Origin of the sequence: Glutamicibacter sp. FBE19 (assembly GCF_015524875.1) — a bacterium.
Lineage (GTDB): Bacteria > Actinomycetota > Actinomycetes > Actinomycetales > Micrococcaceae > Glutamicibacter > Glutamicibacter halophytocola.
On record NZ_JACKQN010000007.1, the window covers coordinates 42,280 to 61,678 of the forward strand.

General features: G+C 56.6%; 12 protein-coding genes, 1 pseudogene and 1 riboswitch. Of the genes and pseudogenes, 6 read left to right on the forward strand and 7 right to left on the reverse strand.

Annotated features, from left to right (window positions below):
- Positions 1-3 precede the first annotated feature (3 nt).
- The 4 genes from H6F58_RS12075 to H6F58_RS12090 all read right to left on the reverse strand — a co-directional run bounded on the left by H6F58_RS12075 (position 4) and on the right by H6F58_RS12090 (position 4,803).
- Complete coding sequence (locus H6F58_RS12075; RefSeq protein WP_195181838.1) at positions 4-873, reverse strand: AraC family transcriptional regulator; 870 nt, start codon at positions 871-873, stop codon at positions 4-6.
- 71 nt (positions 874-944) lie between these two features.
- The gene (locus H6F58_RS12080; protein WP_195181839.1) at positions 945-2,150 is read right to left on the reverse strand and encodes a cystathionine gamma-synthase; all 1,206 of its coding nucleotides are present in this window, start codon (positions 2,148-2,150) and stop codon (positions 945-947) included.
- A complete protein-coding gene (locus tag H6F58_RS12085; protein WP_195181840.1) occupies positions 2,147-3,451 on the reverse strand; it encodes an aminotransferase class I/II-fold pyridoxal phosphate-dependent enzyme in 1,305 nt (434 codons plus the stop codon). The genes H6F58_RS12080 and H6F58_RS12085 overlap by 4 nt, the downstream gene beginning before the upstream one ends.
- A gap of 87 nt (positions 3,452-3,538) precedes the next feature.
- A riboswitch (SAM riboswitch) is annotated at positions 3,539-3,629 on the reverse strand.
- 232 nt (positions 3,630-3,861) lie between these two features.
- Positions 3,862-4,803, reverse strand: coding sequence for a LysR family transcriptional regulator (locus H6F58_RS12090; RefSeq protein WP_060700796.1), 942 nt, complete (start codon positions 4,801-4,803; stop codon positions 3,862-3,864).
- A gap of 122 nt (positions 4,804-4,925) precedes the next feature.
- Between H6F58_RS12090 and H6F58_RS12095 the strand changes: the two genes are divergently transcribed.
- The 3 genes from H6F58_RS12095 to H6F58_RS12105 are packed head-to-tail and all read left to right on the forward strand — an operon-like array spanning position 4,926 to position 7,513.
- On the forward strand, positions 4,926-5,918 hold the full coding sequence (locus H6F58_RS12095; RefSeq protein WP_195181841.1) for a DUF1852 domain-containing protein: 993 nt from the start codon (positions 4,926-4,928) through the stop codon (positions 5,916-5,918).
- A 19-nt stretch (positions 5,919-5,937) separates the two neighbouring features.
- Positions 5,938-6,978, forward strand: a complete 1,041-nt coding sequence (locus tag H6F58_RS12100) for a methionine synthase (RefSeq protein WP_195181842.1) — start codon at positions 5,938-5,940, stop codon at positions 6,976-6,978.
- Positions 6,959-7,513, forward strand: coding sequence for a flavin reductase family protein (locus tag H6F58_RS12105; RefSeq protein WP_195181843.1), 555 nt, complete (start codon positions 6,959-6,961; stop codon positions 7,511-7,513). Before H6F58_RS12100 ends, H6F58_RS12105 begins: the two co-directional genes overlap by 20 nt.
- A gap of 78 nt (positions 7,514-7,591) precedes the next feature.
- On the opposite strand, the gene H6F58_RS12110 is transcribed toward H6F58_RS12105, so the two are convergent.
- Together H6F58_RS12110 and H6F58_RS12115 are read right to left on the reverse strand one after the other, a co-directional pair.
- Positions 7,592-8,857, reverse strand: a complete 1,266-nt coding sequence (locus tag H6F58_RS12110) for a hypothetical protein (RefSeq protein ID WP_195181844.1) — start codon at positions 8,855-8,857, stop codon at positions 7,592-7,594.
- A gap of 927 nt (positions 8,858-9,784) precedes the next feature.
- Positions 9,785-10,642, reverse strand: a complete 858-nt coding sequence (locus H6F58_RS12115; protein ID WP_195181845.1) for a hypothetical protein — start codon at positions 10,640-10,642, stop codon at positions 9,785-9,787.
- A 266-nt stretch (positions 10,643-10,908) separates the two neighbouring features.
- Between H6F58_RS12115 and H6F58_RS12120 the strand changes: the two genes are divergently transcribed.
- The 3 genes and pseudogenes from H6F58_RS12120 to H6F58_RS12130 all read left to right on the forward strand — a co-directional run bounded on the left by H6F58_RS12120 (position 10,909) and on the right by H6F58_RS12130 (position 14,363).
- On the forward strand, positions 10,909-12,405 hold the full coding sequence (locus H6F58_RS12120) for a serine/threonine-protein kinase (RefSeq protein ID WP_195181846.1): 1,497 nt from the start codon (positions 10,909-10,911) through the stop codon (positions 12,403-12,405).
- A gap of 572 nt (positions 12,406-12,977) precedes the next feature.
- Positions 12,978-13,542: pseudogene (locus tag H6F58_RS12125) on the forward strand (recombinase family protein).
- 131 nt (positions 13,543-13,673) lie between these two features.
- Positions 13,674-14,363, forward strand: a complete 690-nt coding sequence (locus tag H6F58_RS12130) for a hypothetical protein (protein WP_195181847.1) — start codon at positions 13,674-13,676, stop codon at positions 14,361-14,363.
- A 192-nt stretch (positions 14,364-14,555) separates the two neighbouring features.
- Here the strand turns inward: H6F58_RS12130 and H6F58_RS12135 are convergent, their stop codons facing one another.
- On the reverse strand, positions 14,556-19,352 hold the full coding sequence (locus H6F58_RS12135; RefSeq protein WP_195181848.1) for a type ISP restriction/modification enzyme: 4,797 nt from the start codon (positions 19,350-19,352) through the stop codon (positions 14,556-14,558).
- Positions 19,353-19,399: the final 47 nt, after the last annotated feature.

The following is a 19,399-nucleotide window of genomic DNA, read 5'->3' on the forward strand; positions in this document are numbered from 1 at the left end:
AGGCTAGCGGTCGGCCTCCACCGGCAGCCAGAGCTCGCAGGTCGCGGTGCTGAAATCAGCGGCCCGATCGAGCACGGCGACAATGGACGGGCCGGGACGCAAACGCCACGGATTGGACGGGAACCACGCGGTGGCCGTGGAGGCCCAGAGCTCCTGCAGCGCCGCCGGGTAGGGGCCCGACACGCTGAATACCGCCCAGGCCCCGGCTGGAACCTGGATGGAATCCAGGTCCTCGGGCACCGGGGCGTCGGCTGGCACCGCAACTCCGTGCAGGTAGGTCAGCTCGCTGCCTTCGCGGTAGTCCGCATCGACCTGGTCGCTGACCTGCAGCAAGCCGGCAGGATCGGCGGCCGACAGCGCCTTGAGCCGGGCATGCTCGGCCACCGGTATGGAGGCGATGTGCTCCTGGATGTGCGGGTTGGCCCCGTGGTGGATCAGCGGGACGCGTGCGGCGTATCCGATGAGCTTGAAGTTTTCTCTTTGCGCTATTCGTGCATCCATGGGGCGTTTCCCTTCGACGTTCAGGCTGAACCTGATGATTGGCTGGCTTCGAAGGGGGCCGCCATTCTCGCGGATTTCACCCACGGATGCGCCATGCACGGACCGGATGGCCCGGCCGAAAGCTTCGGCCGAGCCGTAGCCGTAGCGGATCGCGATAGCTAAGAGGTCATCCCCGGCGAGCAGGTCCGCGGCGGCCAGGGACATGCGCCGGCGGCGGATGTATTCGGAGACCGGCATGCCGGCCAGCGAGGAGAACATCCTCCGCACGTGGTATTCGGTCGTGCCTTCGCCGCGCAGCAAATCCGCGAGGCTGATCTCGGCGTGCAGGTTCGCCTCGATATGCTCGACGAGCCGATTGAGAATTCCGATCATGTTTCCACCCTTCCCCAATTACTATTCCGTGGAGAAGGGGCGCGCCGCCCGATTATTGCGGTTCGATGCGATCAGGCGTTTTCCAGGGCCTTTTCGCGCACGGTGCTCACAGGCCGGGTGGCCCGGGCGGCGGCCAGGCCGCGTTGAAGATCGGCGATCAGATCCTCGGTCTCTTCGATGCCCACCGAGAGGCGGACCAGGTTGGCCGGGATTTCCAGCTCGGTGCCGATCAGCGAGGCGTGGGTCATTTCTCGCGGATAGCAGACCAGGGATTCCACCCCGCCCAGGGAGACCGAGAGCTGGAAGTACTCCATGGATTGGGCGAAGGCGCGGGCGGCGGCCTCATCTTCCAGGGCCAGCGAGACGATCCCGCCAAAACCGCGCTGCTGGCGGGCGGCCAGCTCGTGCCCGGGGTGGGATTCCAGTCCCGGGTAGTAGACCCGGGTGACTTCGGGCTGCGCATCGAGCCAGCGGGCCAGGGTATCGGCCGAGGCGCAGTGGCGCTCCATGCGCAGGCCCAGGGTTTTCAGCCCGCGGGCGGCCAGGTAGGAATCCTGCGGGCCGGCCACAGCTCCGCCGGCGAACTGCTGGTAGCCCACCGCTTCGGCCAGGGTCTGCCCGCGGAAGATGTGGTCGGCCACGATCACCGCGCCGCCGAGCACATCGGAGTGCCCGCCAATGTATTTGGTGGTGGAGTGGACCACCGCGTGGGCGCCGAAATCCAGCGGGCGCTGCAGATAAGGAGTGGCGAAGGTATTGTCCACCACCAGCAGGGCGCCATGCTCGCGGGCGATGTCCGCCCAGCCGGCCAGGTCGGCGATGCCCAGCAGCGGGTTGGAGGGGGTCTCCACCCAGAGCAGCGCGGTGTTCGGGCGCACCGCGGAGCGCACCGAATCCAGGCTGGTGATATCCACCGCCGAAGAGGTGATCCCCCACTTGCTGTGCAGCTTGGAGATCAGCCGGTTGGTGCCGCCGTAGCCGTCGGCGCCCAGGATGATGTGGTCGCCCGGTTCGAGCACCGCGCGCAGCAGCGCGTCTTCGGCGGCGATGCCGGAGGCGAAGGCGAAGCCGGCGGCCCCGCCTTCCAGGGCGGTGAGCTGGTCCTGGAACCCGTCGCGGGTGGGATTCGAGCCGCGGGAGTATTCATGTCCGGAGCGCAGCACGTTGATGCCGTCCTGGATGAAGGTGCTGGTCTGGTAGATCGGCGGCACGACCGCGCCGGTGTGCGGGTCCTTGTGCTGGCCGGCGTGGACGGCCTGGGTGTTGAAGCCGCTCATGATGCTCCTTGGGTTTGCGGGGCCAGGGCCTTCTCCAGTGCGTGGTCAAGGGCCTGGGTGAGATCGGCGAGCAGGTCGGCGGGGTCTTCCAGGCCGACCGACAGGCGCAGGGTGGCGGTGTTCAGCCCGGCGGCGGCCAGCTGCTGCTCGGAGAGCCGGCAGTGGGTCATGGTGGCCGGGTGGGAGATCATGGTGCGGGTGTCCCCCACATTGGCGGCCAGCGAAATCAGTTTCAGCCCGTCGATCAGCGGGGAGACCAGCGTGGGATGGGCCAGCTCGATGGCCAGCACGCAGCCGGTGCCCTTGGGCGTGATCTTCTTGGCCAGCTCGTGGCTCGGGTGGGTGGACAGCGAGGGGTGGTGGATGGCCACAATGCCCGGGTGCGCCAGGAGCTCGCCGATCAGCGTGGTGACGCTGCGCTGCACATGTGCGGCGCGCACCGGCAGGGTTTCGATGCCGGCGAGGATCCCCTGGGCGCTAGCCGGGGCGAGGGTCGGGCCCAGGTCGTGCAGGAATTTGGAGCGCACCAGCATCGCGTAGGCGGCCGATCCGTGGCGCTCAAGCAGCGAGGTGTTGTTCAGCCGCACGCGCGGGGCGGCGATCTGCGGCCAGCGGGCGGCGTCGGAGAAGTCGAATTTGCCCGAGTCCACGACGATCCCGCCCAAAACAGAACCGTGTCCGGCCAGGCCCTTGGTGGCCGAGTGCACCACGATGTCCGCGCCGAAATCCAGTGGCCGCACATTCAGCGGGGTGGCCAGGGTGTTATCGACCACCACCGGGATGTTGTGCTCATGGGCGATGGCCGCGATGGCGGGAAGATCGGCCACGGTGCACAGCGGGTTGGAGACCGACTCCAGGAAGAACGCCCGGGTGTCTTCCTCGATGGCCCCGGACCAGGCGGCCGGATCGGCCTGGTCGACAAAGCTGATGCGGATGCCGAAGTCGGCGAAGGTGTCGGTGAACAGGTCCACGGTGCCGCCGTAGAGCGAGGAGGAGGCCACGATGTGCTTGGGTCCCTGGGTCAGGGCCAGGAGGGACAGGGCTACCGCGGACTGGCCGGTGGCGGTGGCTACCGCCTGGGCGCCGCCTTCCAGCGCGGCCACTCGCTGCTCGAGGATCGAGACGGTGGGATTGCCGGTGCGCGAGTAGGTGAAACCGGCCTGGCGCAACGCGAACTTCTCGATCGCTTCGGCATGCGACTGGAATTGGTAGGCTGCGGAATTGTGCAGTGGCGGCAGCATCGGGCGGAAGTCTCCGCTCGGGCGATATCCGGCGTGGACCGCGTCGGTTCCTTGGCTCATAGCTCCTCCTCGTTCTCTGCGAGGGAGTGCACCGATAGGCATCGTGTGGCAACACGAAGCACATCACGCAAAAGCGCGTTCGGAACTGCTCCATCGTTCCTGGCATTAGCACCTTTCGGTTTCCCGATGGTTGCTGCGACGTCAACGAGCCAGATCTCTTAGTCGCTCTTGATGGTTTGTTGTTCTTCCATGGTTGGCCACGGGCCGCAAACGGCGCAAGCGCCATCGGGCGGCCAGCTTCATACAAGGCCGCCAAGCTTCATATGTCGTGAACTTGTCATGATGACGCGGTGGCTGGCACCACTTTATGACGCATCACTTTGAGCAGAACCTGCGTGATTTCAAGGTTTTTGCCGAAGTTTATGACGATAGACCGGTACTCGATGACCGGGAGTTACGCCGTGGGCGGCTCAGCCGAGCACCTCGACCCCAAAGCTGGCGACCACCGCACGGACTTCTTGCAGGTAGCGCTGGGCCTGGTCGGTCAGCGGAATGGCTGCGTGGTCAATCCAGCCGATCTCGATGCGCTCCTCGATCGCCAGCGGGATGGCAACGATGGAGGGATCAAGCTCGTCGCTGATGATGCCGGTGGAGATCGTGTACCCGCCCAGGCCGATCATGAGGTTGAAGATGGTGGCGCGGTCCGAAACCTGGATTTCGCGTTGGCTGGAGCGCGTGGAGAGCACCTCCTCGGCGAAGTAGAAGGAATTATTCGCGCCCTGGTCGAAGGTCAGCCGGGGCAGGTCCTCGAGGTCTTCGAGGGTGACCTGGTCCCGGGTGGCCAGCGGGTTGCTGCGCGAGATGAAGATGTGCGGATCAGCCAGGAACAGCGGGTGGAAGGCCAGCCGGGATTCGCGCAGCAGCTTGTCGATGACCTTGCGGTTGAAGTCATTGCGGTACAGGATCCCGATGTCGCTGCGCAGGGTGCGCACGTCCTCGATGATCTGTTCGGTGCGCGTCTCGCGGAGCGAAAACTGGTACTCCTCGGCGCCGCTGGCCTGGACCATCCGGACAAAGGCGTCCACCGAAAATGAGTAGTGCTGGGTGGAGACGCCCAGCAGGCGCCTGGCGGAGGGCCGTCCGAGGTAGCGGTGCTCCAGCAGCTCCACTTGCTCCAGGACCTGCCGGGCGTAGCCAAGGAATTCTGCTCCTTCGGCGGTGAGCGTCACTCCCCTGGCCGAGCGCACCAGCAAGGTGCGCCCCACCCTCGATTCAAGCTCCTTCATCGCCGCCGACATGCTGGGCTGCGCGACGTAAATCAAGTCGGCGGCAGCCGAGATGGACCCCTCGGAGGCTACCGCCACGAAATAGCGCAGCTGCTGCAGTGTCAAGCCATTTGTTCCCTGAACCATAGCCAGAGTCTATATGAATCCATAGTTATATCGAGTTACCTGATATCAAGAATCACCCTGCATGATTGACGCAACGACTTCCCCTCGGCCTGCCCAGGCCTCCCAAATACAGATTGGCCATCATGGCAGACGAATTGAATTTCAGCATTAGCACCACCAGATTTGACGAGAATTACTCCCCTTCGGCGAATTCGCGCACCACGACAAACTTCGCTAATTTGGCACGCGGAGAGCGCCGCGAAGAGAACTTGCGCAACGCCCTGACGATGATCAACCGCCGGTTCAATTCCTTGGCTCACTGGGACAATCCCCAGGGCGACCGCTATTCTCTTGAATTGGAAATCATTTCCGCAAATGTGCATTTTTCTGCCGATAATACCGACCAGCAATTTCCTCTTTTAGAAGTGCTTGAAACCACGATCGTGGATAAACTCACCGGCACTCGGTCCCAGGGCATGGTCGGCAATAATTTTTCTTCTTATGTCCGCGATTACGACTTCAGCGTTGTGCTCCCAGCATCGTGTAATGACAGCGGATCTCCGGTGCTTCCCGAAGATTTTGGTGATCTCCATGGACAGCTCTTCCAGCATTTTTTGAACTCACAGGCATACCGTGAGCGTTTTGCCCAGCTGCCGGTGGTCTGCATCAGCGTCTCCACCTCCAAGACTTATTTCCGCACTGGCAACAGCCATCCAGTGCTCGGCTTGGAATACCAGCAGGACGAGAACTCGCTCACCGATGCGTACTTCGGCAAGATGGGCTTGAGCGTTCGCTACTTCATGCCGCCGGGTGCCGTTGCGCCACTGGCCTTTTACTTCCGTGGCGACCTGCTCAACGATTACACGAACCTGCAGCTGATTAGCCTGATCAGCACCATGGAGACCTTCCAGAAGATCTACCGCCCGGAGATCTACAACGCCAATTCGGCAGCGCCCTCCGTGTACCACCCGAGCCTGGGCGCCGAGGACTTCTCCCCTACACGCGTTTTCTACGACCGCGAAGAACGAGCCCAATTGGGCAGGATCCAAGGCAAGTTCACCGAAGAGCATTTCATCACCCCAAATCGCCAACTGCTCGATCAGTGGTCCTCCTCCTACCAGACTCCCGTCGCCTAAGACTCCGAAAGATTCCTCAATGACTTCACCACTTATCCCCGCGTCGATCGTTGGCAGCCTGCCCAAGCCTTCGTGGCTTGCCGAACCTGAAAAGCTATGGTCCCCATGGAAGCTTGAAGGCGATCAGCTGCGCGAAGGCCAGCAAGACGCCATGCGTGCTGCGGTCCTCGAGCAGACTCAACGCGGCATCGACATCATTAGTGATGGCGAACAGACCCGTCAGCACTTTGTCACCACGTTCATTGAGCACCTGAGCGGTGTTGATTTCGAAAAGCGTGAGACGGTGCGAATCCGCAACCGTTACGACGCGAGCGTGCCTACCGTCGTTAGTGCCGTAGAACGTGAAAAACCGGTTTTTGTCGAGGACGCAAAGGCCATTCGTTCATTCACTGACAAGCAGATCAAGTGGACGTTACCTGGCCCGATGACCATGGTGGACACGTTGTATGACGCTCACTACCAGAGCCGTGAAAAGCTCGCTTGGGAGTTTGCGACCATCCTGAACCAGGAAGCGAAAGAACTCGAAGCTGTTGGTGTGGATGTTATCCAGTTTGACGAGCCAGCCTTTAATGTCTTCTTTGATGAAGTTGCTGACTGGGGCATCGCAGCGCTGGAGCGTGCTTGCGAAGGTTTGAAGGCAGAAACCGTTGCGCACATTTGTTTCGGTTACGGCATCAAGGCCAATAACGATTGGAAGGCCACTCTTGGCGCTCAGTGGCTCCATTATGAGAAGTCCTTCCCACTGTTGCAGGCTTCAACCATTGACACCGTTTCTTTGGAATCTCACCATTCCAACGTGCCGCTTGAAGTAGTTGAGATGGTTCGAGGCAAGAAGGTCATGCTCGGTGCCATCGACGTGGCTAATGATGCCGTAGAGACTCCCGAGGAAGTAGCACAGACCCTGCGCAACGCACTCGAATTTGTCGATGCCGACAAGCTGATTGCCAGCACCAACTGCGGCATGGCACCTTTCCGCCGCGATGTGGCGCTGGCCAAGCTCAGCGCGCTGAGCGCTGGCGCCGGCATCCTGCGCGAGGAGCTTGTTGGTGCACGCGTCTAAAGTGTCGGATTCCGCGACGCCCTCGTTGCCCGCGGAAGACTTCAAAGCAGTCTTTCGTGGGCACCCGGGTGGGGTCAGTGTCATTACTGCCGATGCTGGCCAGGGCCCAGTTGCCCTCACCGCAACATCGGTTGCCTCCATCAGCGTTGATCCGCCATTGCTAGTCTTCTCAATTTCGGCTCACTCTTCTGCCTCTGACGTACTCTCTCGCGCTCAGACGGTCGTGGTTCATTCCTTGGATGTGCATGACATTGAATTGGCAAAGTTGGGTGCTACCAGCGGGGTAGATCGTTTTGCGCAGGACCAGACATGGACTCGATTGAGCACCGGAGAAACGGTCTTTGATAACGTGCGCGCTTGGGTACGGTGTGAGGTTGTGGAACGCATCCAGGCAGGGACCTCAACGGTCATCGTGGCTCGCGGACTGCAGTCACACATTGCACGCGACTCCCAACCGGGCGAGCTTGGTGACGCATTGGTTTACCACAACCGTTCGTGGCACCACTTGAATGCCGACTCGCATCTGGGCCACTGATACACAAATAGCTGACGCTGGGAACCACCCGTTGGTGGTTCCCAGCGTCAGCTGCATGGGACCGTATATCGGCTTAAGCTACTTCGCAGAAGTCTTGCGTGAGCGCGCAATAAATACCATGCCGCCAATGGCTAGCAGTATCCCAACCCCAGCAGCCCAGAAACCATCAAAACCTGTGTTGGCCAGTGCAGGCGCTGAGGCCTCAAAAACCGCTACGGGTTCAGCGGACTTGCTTGCCTTTTGCGCCCTGGTAACGATTGCCTTGCCGATTGAACCTGCGGGCTTGATTTCAGCGTCAGCAACGGGTTGTTCGCTTTCTGAAACGTCAGGTTCGTTCACAGTTTCGGAGCCACCAGTTGAACCACCCGTCGTTTCCGGTGTAATCCCCAAGTACATTTCGAGGTAGTACGCACGTAGCTCAGGATCATCGGCAAAGACTTCTTCAAGGAAAGCCTGAAGATCAGCTGCATCTTCATCGGTTTCTATACTGTCAGCGATGATTGGCAACAACTGCTCGATGAACTCAAGGCCAGCGTCACTGCGGAAGTACTCTTCCCACTGGGAATCATCCCATTCAAGACTGTCCTGTGGGAGGGTATCGAGGATTAAGTCCCAGAAGGCTTGCTCCTCCTCGGAGAGTTCAAAGTCATCCTCGACGGGGTACTCTTCCTCTAGGAGTTCATTGAGCTGTCGAAAGTACTCTTCCCCAGCCTCGGTCTCGGCAAATACTTCCCATTGCTCGGCGCTCCAGTCTTCAGAACCTTCAGGCAAGAGGGCATTGATTTCGTCCCAGCGGTCATCGTTGGAAACTAGACCAAAACTGGTTGATGATTGCTTCGGCGATTCGGGGAGTACGGTAGGCACACTCTTAACTTCCGGATTAACGGATTCCGATTCCTCCTGCACCCGAGCTGGCGTCGGTTCGGTTACTTCTGAGACTGGCTCGGACGCTGGGGCCTCATTTGAGTCCTCAATCTGAGCCTCACTGGCTTCGTGGGTGGCCTTGTCCGACATACTAACTTCAGCAGTGAGCTCAGATGTAGCTTCAGATTCTGCCGAAGCAGCTGATTCCGTCACCGTAGGTTCTGATTCTTCGGACGCATCGGAATCGCCAGCAGCAGCCGAAGACTCAGCTGGAAGAATGCTTTCCTCGGATTCAACAACGTTTACTACAGGAGACTGAGACACAACCGGTTCCGTCTGCGCGTCCGCTGACGTTGATGATTCCGCTGGAGCAGAGACGACCTCCTCCGAAATCACTTCTCCATTTGCTGCAGGGCCGCTAATCACCAATCCCGTGATCAGTGCTGTCGACATTGCCACCGCGCTTAATTTAGTTTTCAATTTTCCTGCTTCAAAGAGTGCGAATCGGCACAAAAACCTCACAACAGAATAAATTAGCGATTATCGCTAAAGTCGTTCTGTCCCGTGCCGAAGAATTGATGATTAGGAATAATGTAGCTCATTACCCGAAGATTCACCAAGAAATCTTTTCACGTAAAACTCGTTTCCTGCGATCCTAGTCAACCAAGGAATATTCGAGATCACTGTTATCTCCTTCTCATGCCTAGTGGGCCACGAGCAAGGTCTCGACCACCGACTAAAAATCTGCCGGAATCTGAGGCTCAATAGAATCCTTTTCACGGGGGAAGATCGACTTGGTCAGCAGTTCTGACTCTGTAATCCTGAACGACATTTCAACCCTCCATTGATCGTGATAAGAACTGATTGCTGAGACCTTGTTATCGCTTTGGAAGCTGGACGGTGCGGCGTTAGCAGAGAGCAAACAAGAAGCCATGCGCGCAGCAATGCTTGATCAGACCCGCCAGCACTTCGTCACCACCCTCATTGATCCTTATACGCACGCCTTTAACGATCGTTAATGACACACTCACCCGGCAGGTTGGGTGAAAATCCTCGACAGTTGAAAACTCAACATATTTTCATGGTCGTATAGTCTCATTGCTCAGTGCCATAAACTTTGCACCGAAACAGTAGCTATTCCACGAGCATTGACACATTTAGACTCAAGAGACACCTCCTCAGATACGCCAGAGTCTCCAACGGCGACCAAGAAACACAACTCCAACTTGACGCACTGGCTAAAGCCAGGTGGTCTCGCATCTTCGCCAGCACACGAACGGGCCGGCCACGCTCATAATTCGCTACGTGAAGCGGGTGCCTAGCTCGGAAAGCACACTGTTCAATTTGGTTTTGGAAGAGCCTGATTACACAGGAACCCTTCGCAACTTTCGGTCGTTCTAGGCCTTGTCACCAGTTACTACGCTTACTCCAACGTTCTTTAAGGACATTAGCCTCCGACAAAACAGATAATTTAGTTGTCTTTTCTGGCGGCCAGACAGACTGGCTTAAAAATGGGAAAAGTAGATATCGCACCGCGGCTGGATGATGCCAAAGGTCGGGACAAGCAGCCGCGCCCATCAACATCAGGATCTCTTCTTTATTTGCTAAAGAGCTAAAATTACCGATAGTAGTGCCCACATGGGTCACGCCAGGGGCCCTAACCTCTGCCAGATTCCGTGGAATTCGCACCTTACGTTCTCGTGGATACGCAATGCTCCCATACCCCGATAATGTTGTGATGACAGATGGAATCGTCGGTGATAAATTGATCGCTTCCGCTACGATGCTGCACCACAAGTGACCATCACAAATATTGTGAGTTTCGACGTCTCCACCGACAACGCGAAAAGCGCCATCTGTCATCTGCTCAACGAAATCTATCCGCATCGCCCGTTCGGTCTCCGACAACCTAACGCTGGAGTTGGCAATTTGAATAAACGCCGCGTGAAGGCCTTCGTCTACGAGCAGAGTCTCCACCCAGGTTGCACCCCTCCCACTCACTAAAGAAATTTTCTCAATTCCTTCATTTTTTCGACGTGAGGGCGTGGAAGAGTCCCGAAAATTATCGTGAAATCCACCGTAAACATCGTCTAGATCTTCGAGCAATCTAGCACGATTATTCTCACCAGATATGGCGCAAGAAACAGCTCGTTTTATGAGATCGAACTGATGCCCAGCGCCATGGCAGTAACAATTGCAGCTAGACAATCGCGCACGCTCACATGCCGAGTTATGCTCTTCAAAAAGGTGAATCTTTGCAGTCAATTCCGACTCCAGATCGTTAAAATGAAAATTCTTATGTCACTTATGAATCATCATACAACTTTAGATTTTTTTCAACACTACCAAAATAGCCTGTTTTCACGGCATCGAAACAGCTTTAACTGATGCAGATTTGTCAGAAAAATTTAGTGGCATCGCAAAAACGGCCGTTATCTCCAGTGAACAGTTCTGCCTTATGACTCCCGAAAGAAATCTCGGTTCTTCCCCTGAGCGCTCTGATTGCCCACGCCCATTGGTAAGCTCCCTTTATGACAGGTACATGGGATGAGAAAGATAACAAAGATCCTTGGGCAATATCTCCCGATAGGTGGCAAGCTGGTAAAGAATGGGAACCTCCCGCTTCCGCCCCTGCAAGATGGGGCGGATGGGAATCACCCGCGGAAAAAGCTTGGGATCCATGGGGCTTCCTGCAGCCAGACACCGACGAGGGTTGGAGTCAACAAACCTCTCAGTACACTAAAAAGCACTTGCTCGCGCGGCACGGACAAGGAGAAGTTTGGCTTGGCGAGTTGCCCGGGACTGAAAAGAAGTTTGCAATAAAGTACCTGCTCACAAATCCCGGCGAATCGATCGATAAGGTCACTATTCGTCGATTCGAACGTGAAGTAAGGGCTCAGTCCACGTTGGATCATCCGGGCATCATGCCGGTCGTTTATTCTAATTTCGATGAGGAACCACCGTGGTTTGTCATGCCGTTGGCGTTAGGATCACTGCGAGATTTTTTCAAACAAATAGCCCCAAACAACGTATCTGCCAAGTTGCCAGAGATGCAGGCAGTGACGCTGATCCTGGAAGTCGCGGAAGCTCTCTCCTATGCTCATAAGGAAGGCGTCATCCATCGAGATGTAAAACCCGAGAATATCCTCAATCTCGACAATAAGTGGGTTCTGTCCGACTTCGGACTATGCAGGGATCACACATCCAATAGCACAACCTATACGCAGGTAGGTGCCTTCGGTACCTACGAATATATGGCACCCGAACAGTACACCGACGCCCACAATGCCACTGCTGCAGCCGATATTTTCGCTATCGGTAAAGTGTTCTTTGAATGTCTCACAGGGGTTCTTCCTTACCCAACCCCAGACATGACTTTGGTGCCGCCTCTCTTCAAGTACATAATCACGAAGTGTCTAAATTCTGAGCCAACTGGTCGGTACGTTTCGGTGGAAGCATTCATTAACGACCTTCAAGCGTTGATGAACTCTCAAAACGATCTAGCACTACCAATTGATCATGCCCAAAAGCTCTCAGCTGCTGTACTCGCCGGAGTTCCTCGCGCAATTAGCCAACTTACTCAGTTCGTCCTAGCTAACTCAGCCGACGAAATTTTCTTAGGCAATTTCCTCCCCTCCGTAGTGCCTCCCGTAATGGCAGCAATCCAGCATGAAAACCGAAACGCCTTCGCTCAAATCGTCCGCGCGTTTGATGAGGTCTGTGCGGGGGATCATCCATTCTCGTGGACAGACTCGGCCGCACGCTTCCTTGAAAGTATCTTCCGAATGTCCAATGACCCCGACATACGACAGATGGTCGTGGCTCGAATTCTTCGACTAGGAACGGAGCATAATCGCTGGGCAGTTCGAGACATCTACGTCAACATCATCAAAGACATCTCATTTGCTCCTGAAGTGCTCATGGTGGCAAACCAATTGGCGGAATACCCCGAAGGGGCAGCCTTTGTACGCCAAGTGGCGGAAGGGATTTCGTTGCCCCTTCGGATTCAGCAGGTCCTAGCGGCCTAAAAGCGGCAGGGCTGACCCACTAGAGTCTGCCCTGCCTAATTGATTCGTCTAACCAGGCACTCCCGAGAGGAATAGCAGGCGACTAAGAAATTTCTAGGCGAGTATTTTTAGTACTCTGCTGAACTCGAAACTCGGCTACGCGTTTCAGCTATCTTTGAAACTTCAGTCTCCCGAAACTTTCTCCTCGTTGTTCTTTTGACAGCCCATTGACCAGTAATGACGGGCGAATGCCCATCGAGCTTTAGCATGGCGTCTTGTCGCTCGTTTCTGATGATCCGAACCTGCTATATCCGTCAAACCGCTAGAATCTGTGTTTCAGAAGCAGCCTGGACGGCAATAAGTAGGCGATACGGCCGTCTAATCAAATACCTAGACCGTATTCCTGCACTAACATTCGAGGTCGCCAGCCCGCGTCTCACTTCCAATTAGTTGCAAGACGTCGCATCGAGCACTACTCCCCCACGGAGAATCCGCGGAATCTCAATGGTCCAAAAATCTCGCAACTATGTGTCGCAACCAAGAACATAGAATCATGTCTACACCAATAGTTGCGAGACACTCTTGAAGTACCAATGACGAAACTGATTGGCTTCGCCCACGTATCCACCCATGCCCAAGATGCCGACCGGCAAGTCTAGGACCTCCTCGGCGCTGGCGTCCGCTGCGATGATCTCTGCATCGACCACGGCCAGTCCGGAGCACTTGCCAAACGGCCGGGGCTGAACAAAGCACTCGAACGATACTCTGGTGATTACGACCTTGAATTGACTAGGACGCTCCACTCAGAAGATGCTCGACCTCGCGCAAGAACTTCGTGAGCGCCATGTCGGGTTACGGGTGCTGAACCTTTGCGGCGGAGACGTTGAGACCAAAACACCCATGGGCGCCATGGTCTTTACCGTCATGGCTGCCCTGGCCCAGATGGAGTTGGAGATCAAGCGCGAACGCATCACCGACTCCGTAACCAAACGCCGCACCACTGGCGACGATCTCGAAGGCCGGCGTCTGGGCTTCACCGAATCGCAGATCCGCCCCGCAGCGAAGCTCATCCAGACCGGCGAACCGGCAACCCAAGTCGCCAAGGACATGGGGATGCGCCGTGCCACCCTCTACTGGCGGATCAAAGAGCTTCCGTAACCACCCGTTAACCAGTCAGGGTTACAGCGCCTTTACCCTTGCTAAGCGTTTTAACGCATGGGCAACTCGTCGGAGCAACAGACTATGCTGACCAACGAACGGTACAACCCTTCCAAGACTGGAGCTGGAGCTTGACCAGAACAAGAAAGACCACCGCCGAAGTTGTAGACCTCCTACGCAATGGCAAGGGATTACCCACTGCTGCAGAGGTCGATAACCACGCTATCTGGTTCTACCCTCGGCACTGGCTGAACCGGTGGGACGAAAACATGCCGGATGTTCCTTCCATCCTCCAAAGCGGAGAAAAGGACAGCAAAGGTCGACTGACCCTGAGCCGAGGCGACCTATTCGCTCTTGGTAACAAGGTGAAAACTGCACAAGATGCGGTCAACTTCTACGTCGCGGTCTGCTCATGGGGCGCCGGCGCCAAAGCCCGCGATATCTACCGTCGAATTCCAACATTGAGCGAACCAGACGTTGGGGAAAAACTCCTCGACGGAATCATGCTCGCCCAAGACCCGAACGTCGAAGCAGAAGAAGCCTACCGATCCTTCTGGACAAGCAACCAGTACAAACTCAAAGGTCTCGGCCCAGCCTTCTTCACCAAGCTTTTGTACTTCACAGCCGGCCCCACAGATAGCCAGAAAATGCGCCACCTCATTCTAGACAAAAAGGTTGCAGCTTCCATCGGCTGGCCCGACAAAGCCTGGTGGACTCCTTCGGAGTATGGAAACTACCTAGAACTCATCAACAACGTCGTGGAACACCTGCCCGAAGCAGAACGCTCCGACTGCCTCGAAATGCGCTTATTCAAGCCATAGTGCTGCTCAAGGACTCTTACCGAAAACGCTATGATCCCAGTTCTGGGCCACGAGCTTTCGGTTCAGAGTTCCGGGAAAACGAATACGTTGAAAAACCGTCGTTCGAGCGATCGCTCGAACGACGGTTTTCTTCATCCCGAAAACGATCATTTTCGGACTGAACAGCCCTCTCCAAAATGTGGTAAATGAAGTTTAGTCGAGCTTCAAATCCGGAAGTTCTACGACGATGCGATTGGTTTCCAAACTCAACGCCACGATCCGTCCGATGAGGTCGATAATGTACCGGGGCTGTTCGTGCTCCCGCGACCAGTCGTTGGGGTCATTAACGATGCCCGACGCCCTGTCTGTTTTCACCTGATAGCGTTCTAAAATCCAGTCCAGACCCGAGCGGGAGCCGAGCATGTATTCCTGAGCGTCCAACGGAATGCCTTCGATGTCGATGAACGGATTGAAACGAATTTTGGTTTTGTCCCAGGCTCCGGCTTTGCCGCCGTACTTCATCTTGGTCACTGCGAATCGCTCGTAGTCGTTCTCCGGTGCTCCCGGTAAGACTGTCTCGTCCAGCGGATATGGGGTGATGTCCTCATAGTTGATATGCAAGTCAGCCAACTTGCGTCCAGCCTGCACAAATTTAATGAACTGTTCCATTCCTACGACCAGTGGGATACGTGGCAACTGCTTCTTAAGATCAGCTGCGTAGCGTTCCCGATATTCCGGCGAATGCAGTAGACCGTAAACGTAGTAAAAGATATCGTCCTTAGTCACCTGCTCACCGTAGGAAGACTGGTACTCGGACAGGGCCCAGTCCGTGATGTTGTCCCGCTGCTCTGGCTCGTCGAAGAGAGTGCCGGATGCCGGTTCGGCATAGGAATACCTAGCAAAGAACTGCCCACCCTCGGAACCGTAGAAGTTTAGATCTGGGATTTTGGCGGTGGCTAGAACACTGAAATCCTTCTTTGCGCCCGCCCCTAGCACGTAAAATCCCTTGTTCTCGTGCTCTTGGCTCGGGAAGAATCTCGGAATTACAGAGCCTCGCTCCAGAATCTTCGAATTCCCCGTCAAGAAAATCGAGTTAAAGGGACGGTAGTGAGCAACTCTGGTAAGACTCTTCTGAGTCGCTAAAGTTTTCTTCTTGGCAAATAGTGACCTCAGACCAGCGGACCAGCTGATACTCCGGGGATCGTTGGATACATTATCGGCTATAGGCGATGGACAACCTGCAGCTGCCCAGCGTTGCAACTCATCATTGTAGCTCTTGGTCAAAAGAGAGACAGAATTGCCAAGTTTCTCCCGTGATGAGTTGTATACCCATGAATCACGAGCGGTGCCGAGACCCGTACCACCAGTAACAAAAATTTTATTCGTTGTTGGTGATTTTCGATCAAATAGCGTCGGGTAGGTGGAGTATCTGTTATCTCGTTGGTTAATCCAGTCTCCTTCAGAGTTGGGGACAACGATTTCCCAGTCAAGGGTTCCGAGATACGACTCTTTAACCAGCTCTAGTTTTTGTTTGCGATTGAGATAGTCCCCGATGTCCTTGTAGCGTAGCACCGACTCATCCACTCGACCGGGACGCTTGATCAATAACAAGACCGCCACAGTATTTCGTGATCCCGACTCAAAAATCTTGCCCCCTTCTTTGCGACTCTGCTCCCCTGCAGTGCGCTGGTTGCCGCGGAGGTTGTAGACGTAGATTTCGTGAAATTCCGTCATGAGAGTCTTGCGCAGCCCGTCAGCAGTGTTTCCATCGATGTACCCACCGTTGGAGACATAACAGACAACACCACCGTTCTCGGACGTCAAGACTCGATCGGAGGCCCAACGAATAGCGCGGATGTAGGAATCATAGAGCGAGTTCTTCAGAGTCGCAGTGGACTGCGCCGCATACGTGCTACGGATCGAGTCATCCAGCGTTGGGTATTTCTGGTTTGCATTGTTGTCGTTACCGCTGGTCTGTCCCACCGAGTATGGAGGGTTGCCAATGATCACCCGGATATCCAGATTGTTCTGCTCCGTGACGCGGTCGCTGTTTCTCGTGAACACCTTCGTGTCCAGCACGTCGCCGTCCTCGGTCATCTGGAACGTATCGGTCAGTACGATCCCATCGAACGGCTCATAGCCGATCGTTGTCTGGTCGTGCCCATACTCAGCAGTGTTCTTTTGCTGCAGCGCGTGGAAGGTAGCTTCGATGTTGATCGCCGCGATGTAGTAGGCCATCAGCAGGATCTCGTTCGCGTGCAGCTCCTGCGAATACTTCCGCAACAAGTCCTGCGGATCGATCAGCCCGGACTGCAGCAACCTGACAATGAACGTACCGGTGCCGGTGAACGGGTCCAGCACGTGGACACCCTCATCGGTGATCGAGGCACCGAAGTGTTCTTTCAGCGCGTCGTTGACCGCGCGCAGGATGAAGTCCACGACCTCCATCGGGGTATACACAATCCCCAGGGACACGGCCACACGGGGGAAGGCGAGCTTGAAGAACCGCTCATAGAGCTCGGTAATGATCTTCTGCTTCCCTGCAGCATCGGTAATACCCTCGGCCCGAACGCGCACTGACCGGTAGAACTCTTCTAGGTGCGCGGTTTCCGAATCCAGATTGTAGGCGTCCAAAAGGGTGAGCATGGAGTCCATGACCTTGGAGACCGGATTGTGCCCAGCGAAGTCATAGTCCTCGAAGAGTGCGTTGAATACCGGCTTGGTGATCAGGTGCTGCACCAGCATGTCCACGGCATCGGCGCGGGTAATCCCGTCGTTCAGGCTTCCGCGTAGCCCGTCGAGGAACACCGCGAATTCCTCAGCTGGCCTAGGGTCAGCCCCGTCCAGGATGGTGTTGATGCGGGTAACTTGGCGGTCGGCAATGTCCTTGACGTCCTTGGCCCAGTCTTCCCAGTACCGGCGGTCACCGACCTTCTTGACCATGCGTGCGAAGATCGCGTTCTCCCACTCGGCCGCATTAGCCATCGTGAACAGTGCCTCGGTCGCCCCTGGATCGTTCTTGCCCTCGGTGACGTTCTCGGTGCCGTCGCCGCCGATACCAATCACGTCGATGGTCTTGTTGGCTTTCTTGTCCAAATCGATCTTGTTGATCATCGCTTCGAACCGGTCATCGTGGGCCCGCAGCGCCTGCAATACATCCCAGACAACCTTGTACTTCTTGTTATCGTTCAACGCGGTCGTCGGGTCCTGGGAGGCCGGTACCGCAATGGGCAGGATGATGTACCCGTATTCCTTGTTCGTGGCGGCGGACTTGCGCATCACGCGGCCCACGGACTGTACTACGTCTACCTGCGAGTTGCGCGGGTTCAGGAACAGCACCGCATCCAACGACGGCACATCCACGCCTTCGGACAGGCATTTGGCATTGGTCAGGATCCGGCATACGTCCTCTCCGGAATCCGTCTGCAGCCAGTCCAAGCGCTGCGAGCGGGCCAGCACATTGAATGTGCCATCCACGTGCTCAGCTTCCAGCTTCAGCTTCGACGCTCCCTCGGAGCGGTTCACCAAAAGTTCCCGGCCGACCTTCTCGAACTGGTCAGCGATGGCCTTGGATTCCTTAATGTTCCTCGCGAATGCGACCGCGCGGTGCATCGGATTGGTGTCGGTGATCGACAGGCGTTCACCATTCACGCCACGCTTGGATAGCCCGTTCCAGCACCCTACAATGCGGGCCACATCATCCAGGTTCATGTCCCCGTCGTTGGCCAGCAGGTCTTGGAAACTAGTCGCCACTGATTCCTCGTCAACGGCGAGGATCAGCACCTTGTAGTCCGCCAGGTGCCCCATTTCGACTGCCCGGCCGAATCCGAGGTGGTGGAACTCCGGGCCATAGGTGGTCTCGTCGTCCATGGAGTAGACGGCTACCCCGTCCTTGGCGGCCTTGTTCTTCGAATCCTCTACATAGATCCGCGGAGTCGCCGTCATGTACAGCCGCTTTGCAGCCTTCAGGTACTCGGGGTTGTGGACCCGCACGAACGCGGAATCATCAGCACCGGGCTGTGAAATGCCCGTGGTGCGGTGCGCTTCATCGCATACGATCAAATCAAACTCCGGCAACCCCAGTTCTTGGGCTTGGTGGATCACATCGATCGACTGGTACGTGGAGAACACCACCGTCAAAGTCTCCTGGCCGGTGGAGATCTTGTACCGGTTCACCAGCTTCACAGGGTCCGTCGAGGCTGGGAACCCCAGGTCATGGACTGCCATGTCTTCGTTTTGAGCTCGGCCGACCGATGCATCGGAGCAGACCGCGAACGGCCGCAATGGTACATCCGCCTGGGCTGTCCATTCATTGAGAGTCTGTTGCAGCAGAGCAATCGAGGGAACAAGGAACAGCACGGATCCGCCGACTGGCACCTGTTCTTCGACGAGTTTCAGCGAGGTGAAGGTCTTGCCGGTGCCGCACGCCATGACGAGCTTGCCCCGGTCGTGTAGCTCGAATCCCTTGGTCACCGCGTCGATGGCTTCTTGCTGGTATTTGCGTGGCTGCTTGCCGGGCAGCTGCACCATGACTTCGGGCTGTTCGGGGTTGAACAACGACCAGTCGATGGTGGATTGGGCGAAGTCCTGCAACCGGATCCGTTGGATGGGTTTGGACTGATCGAGCAGGGCAGCTTCTGCGTGTTTGGCCCACAGGTCAGTGGTGGACACGATCATGCCTTGGGCGAAGGGGGCTTTGCCCAGTTCGGTGAAGAACGAGTCAATAGCCTGTTTGGGAAGCGTTCTAGCCGGGTCGTAGAACTTCGCCTGGATCCCTACCAGTTCGCCGGTGTAACGGTCCTCGGCGACCAGATCAATACCGGTGTCAACGAGTCCGTTGCGGTCTGGCCATTCCTGCCACAACCAGACATTGGCGAATTGGTCCGCGTATTTCGGCTCAACCTGCAAATACCGTTTGAGCAGACGTTCGAACTTTGACCCTTTGTCTCGCTGGCTCGTCGCGGAAAAATAGAGGTCGTCGAAGACATCGGCAAAAGTCTGAACAGTCATACCTCCAATTATCGCCAGTAGGAAAGCGAAACATGGAATTGACAGCT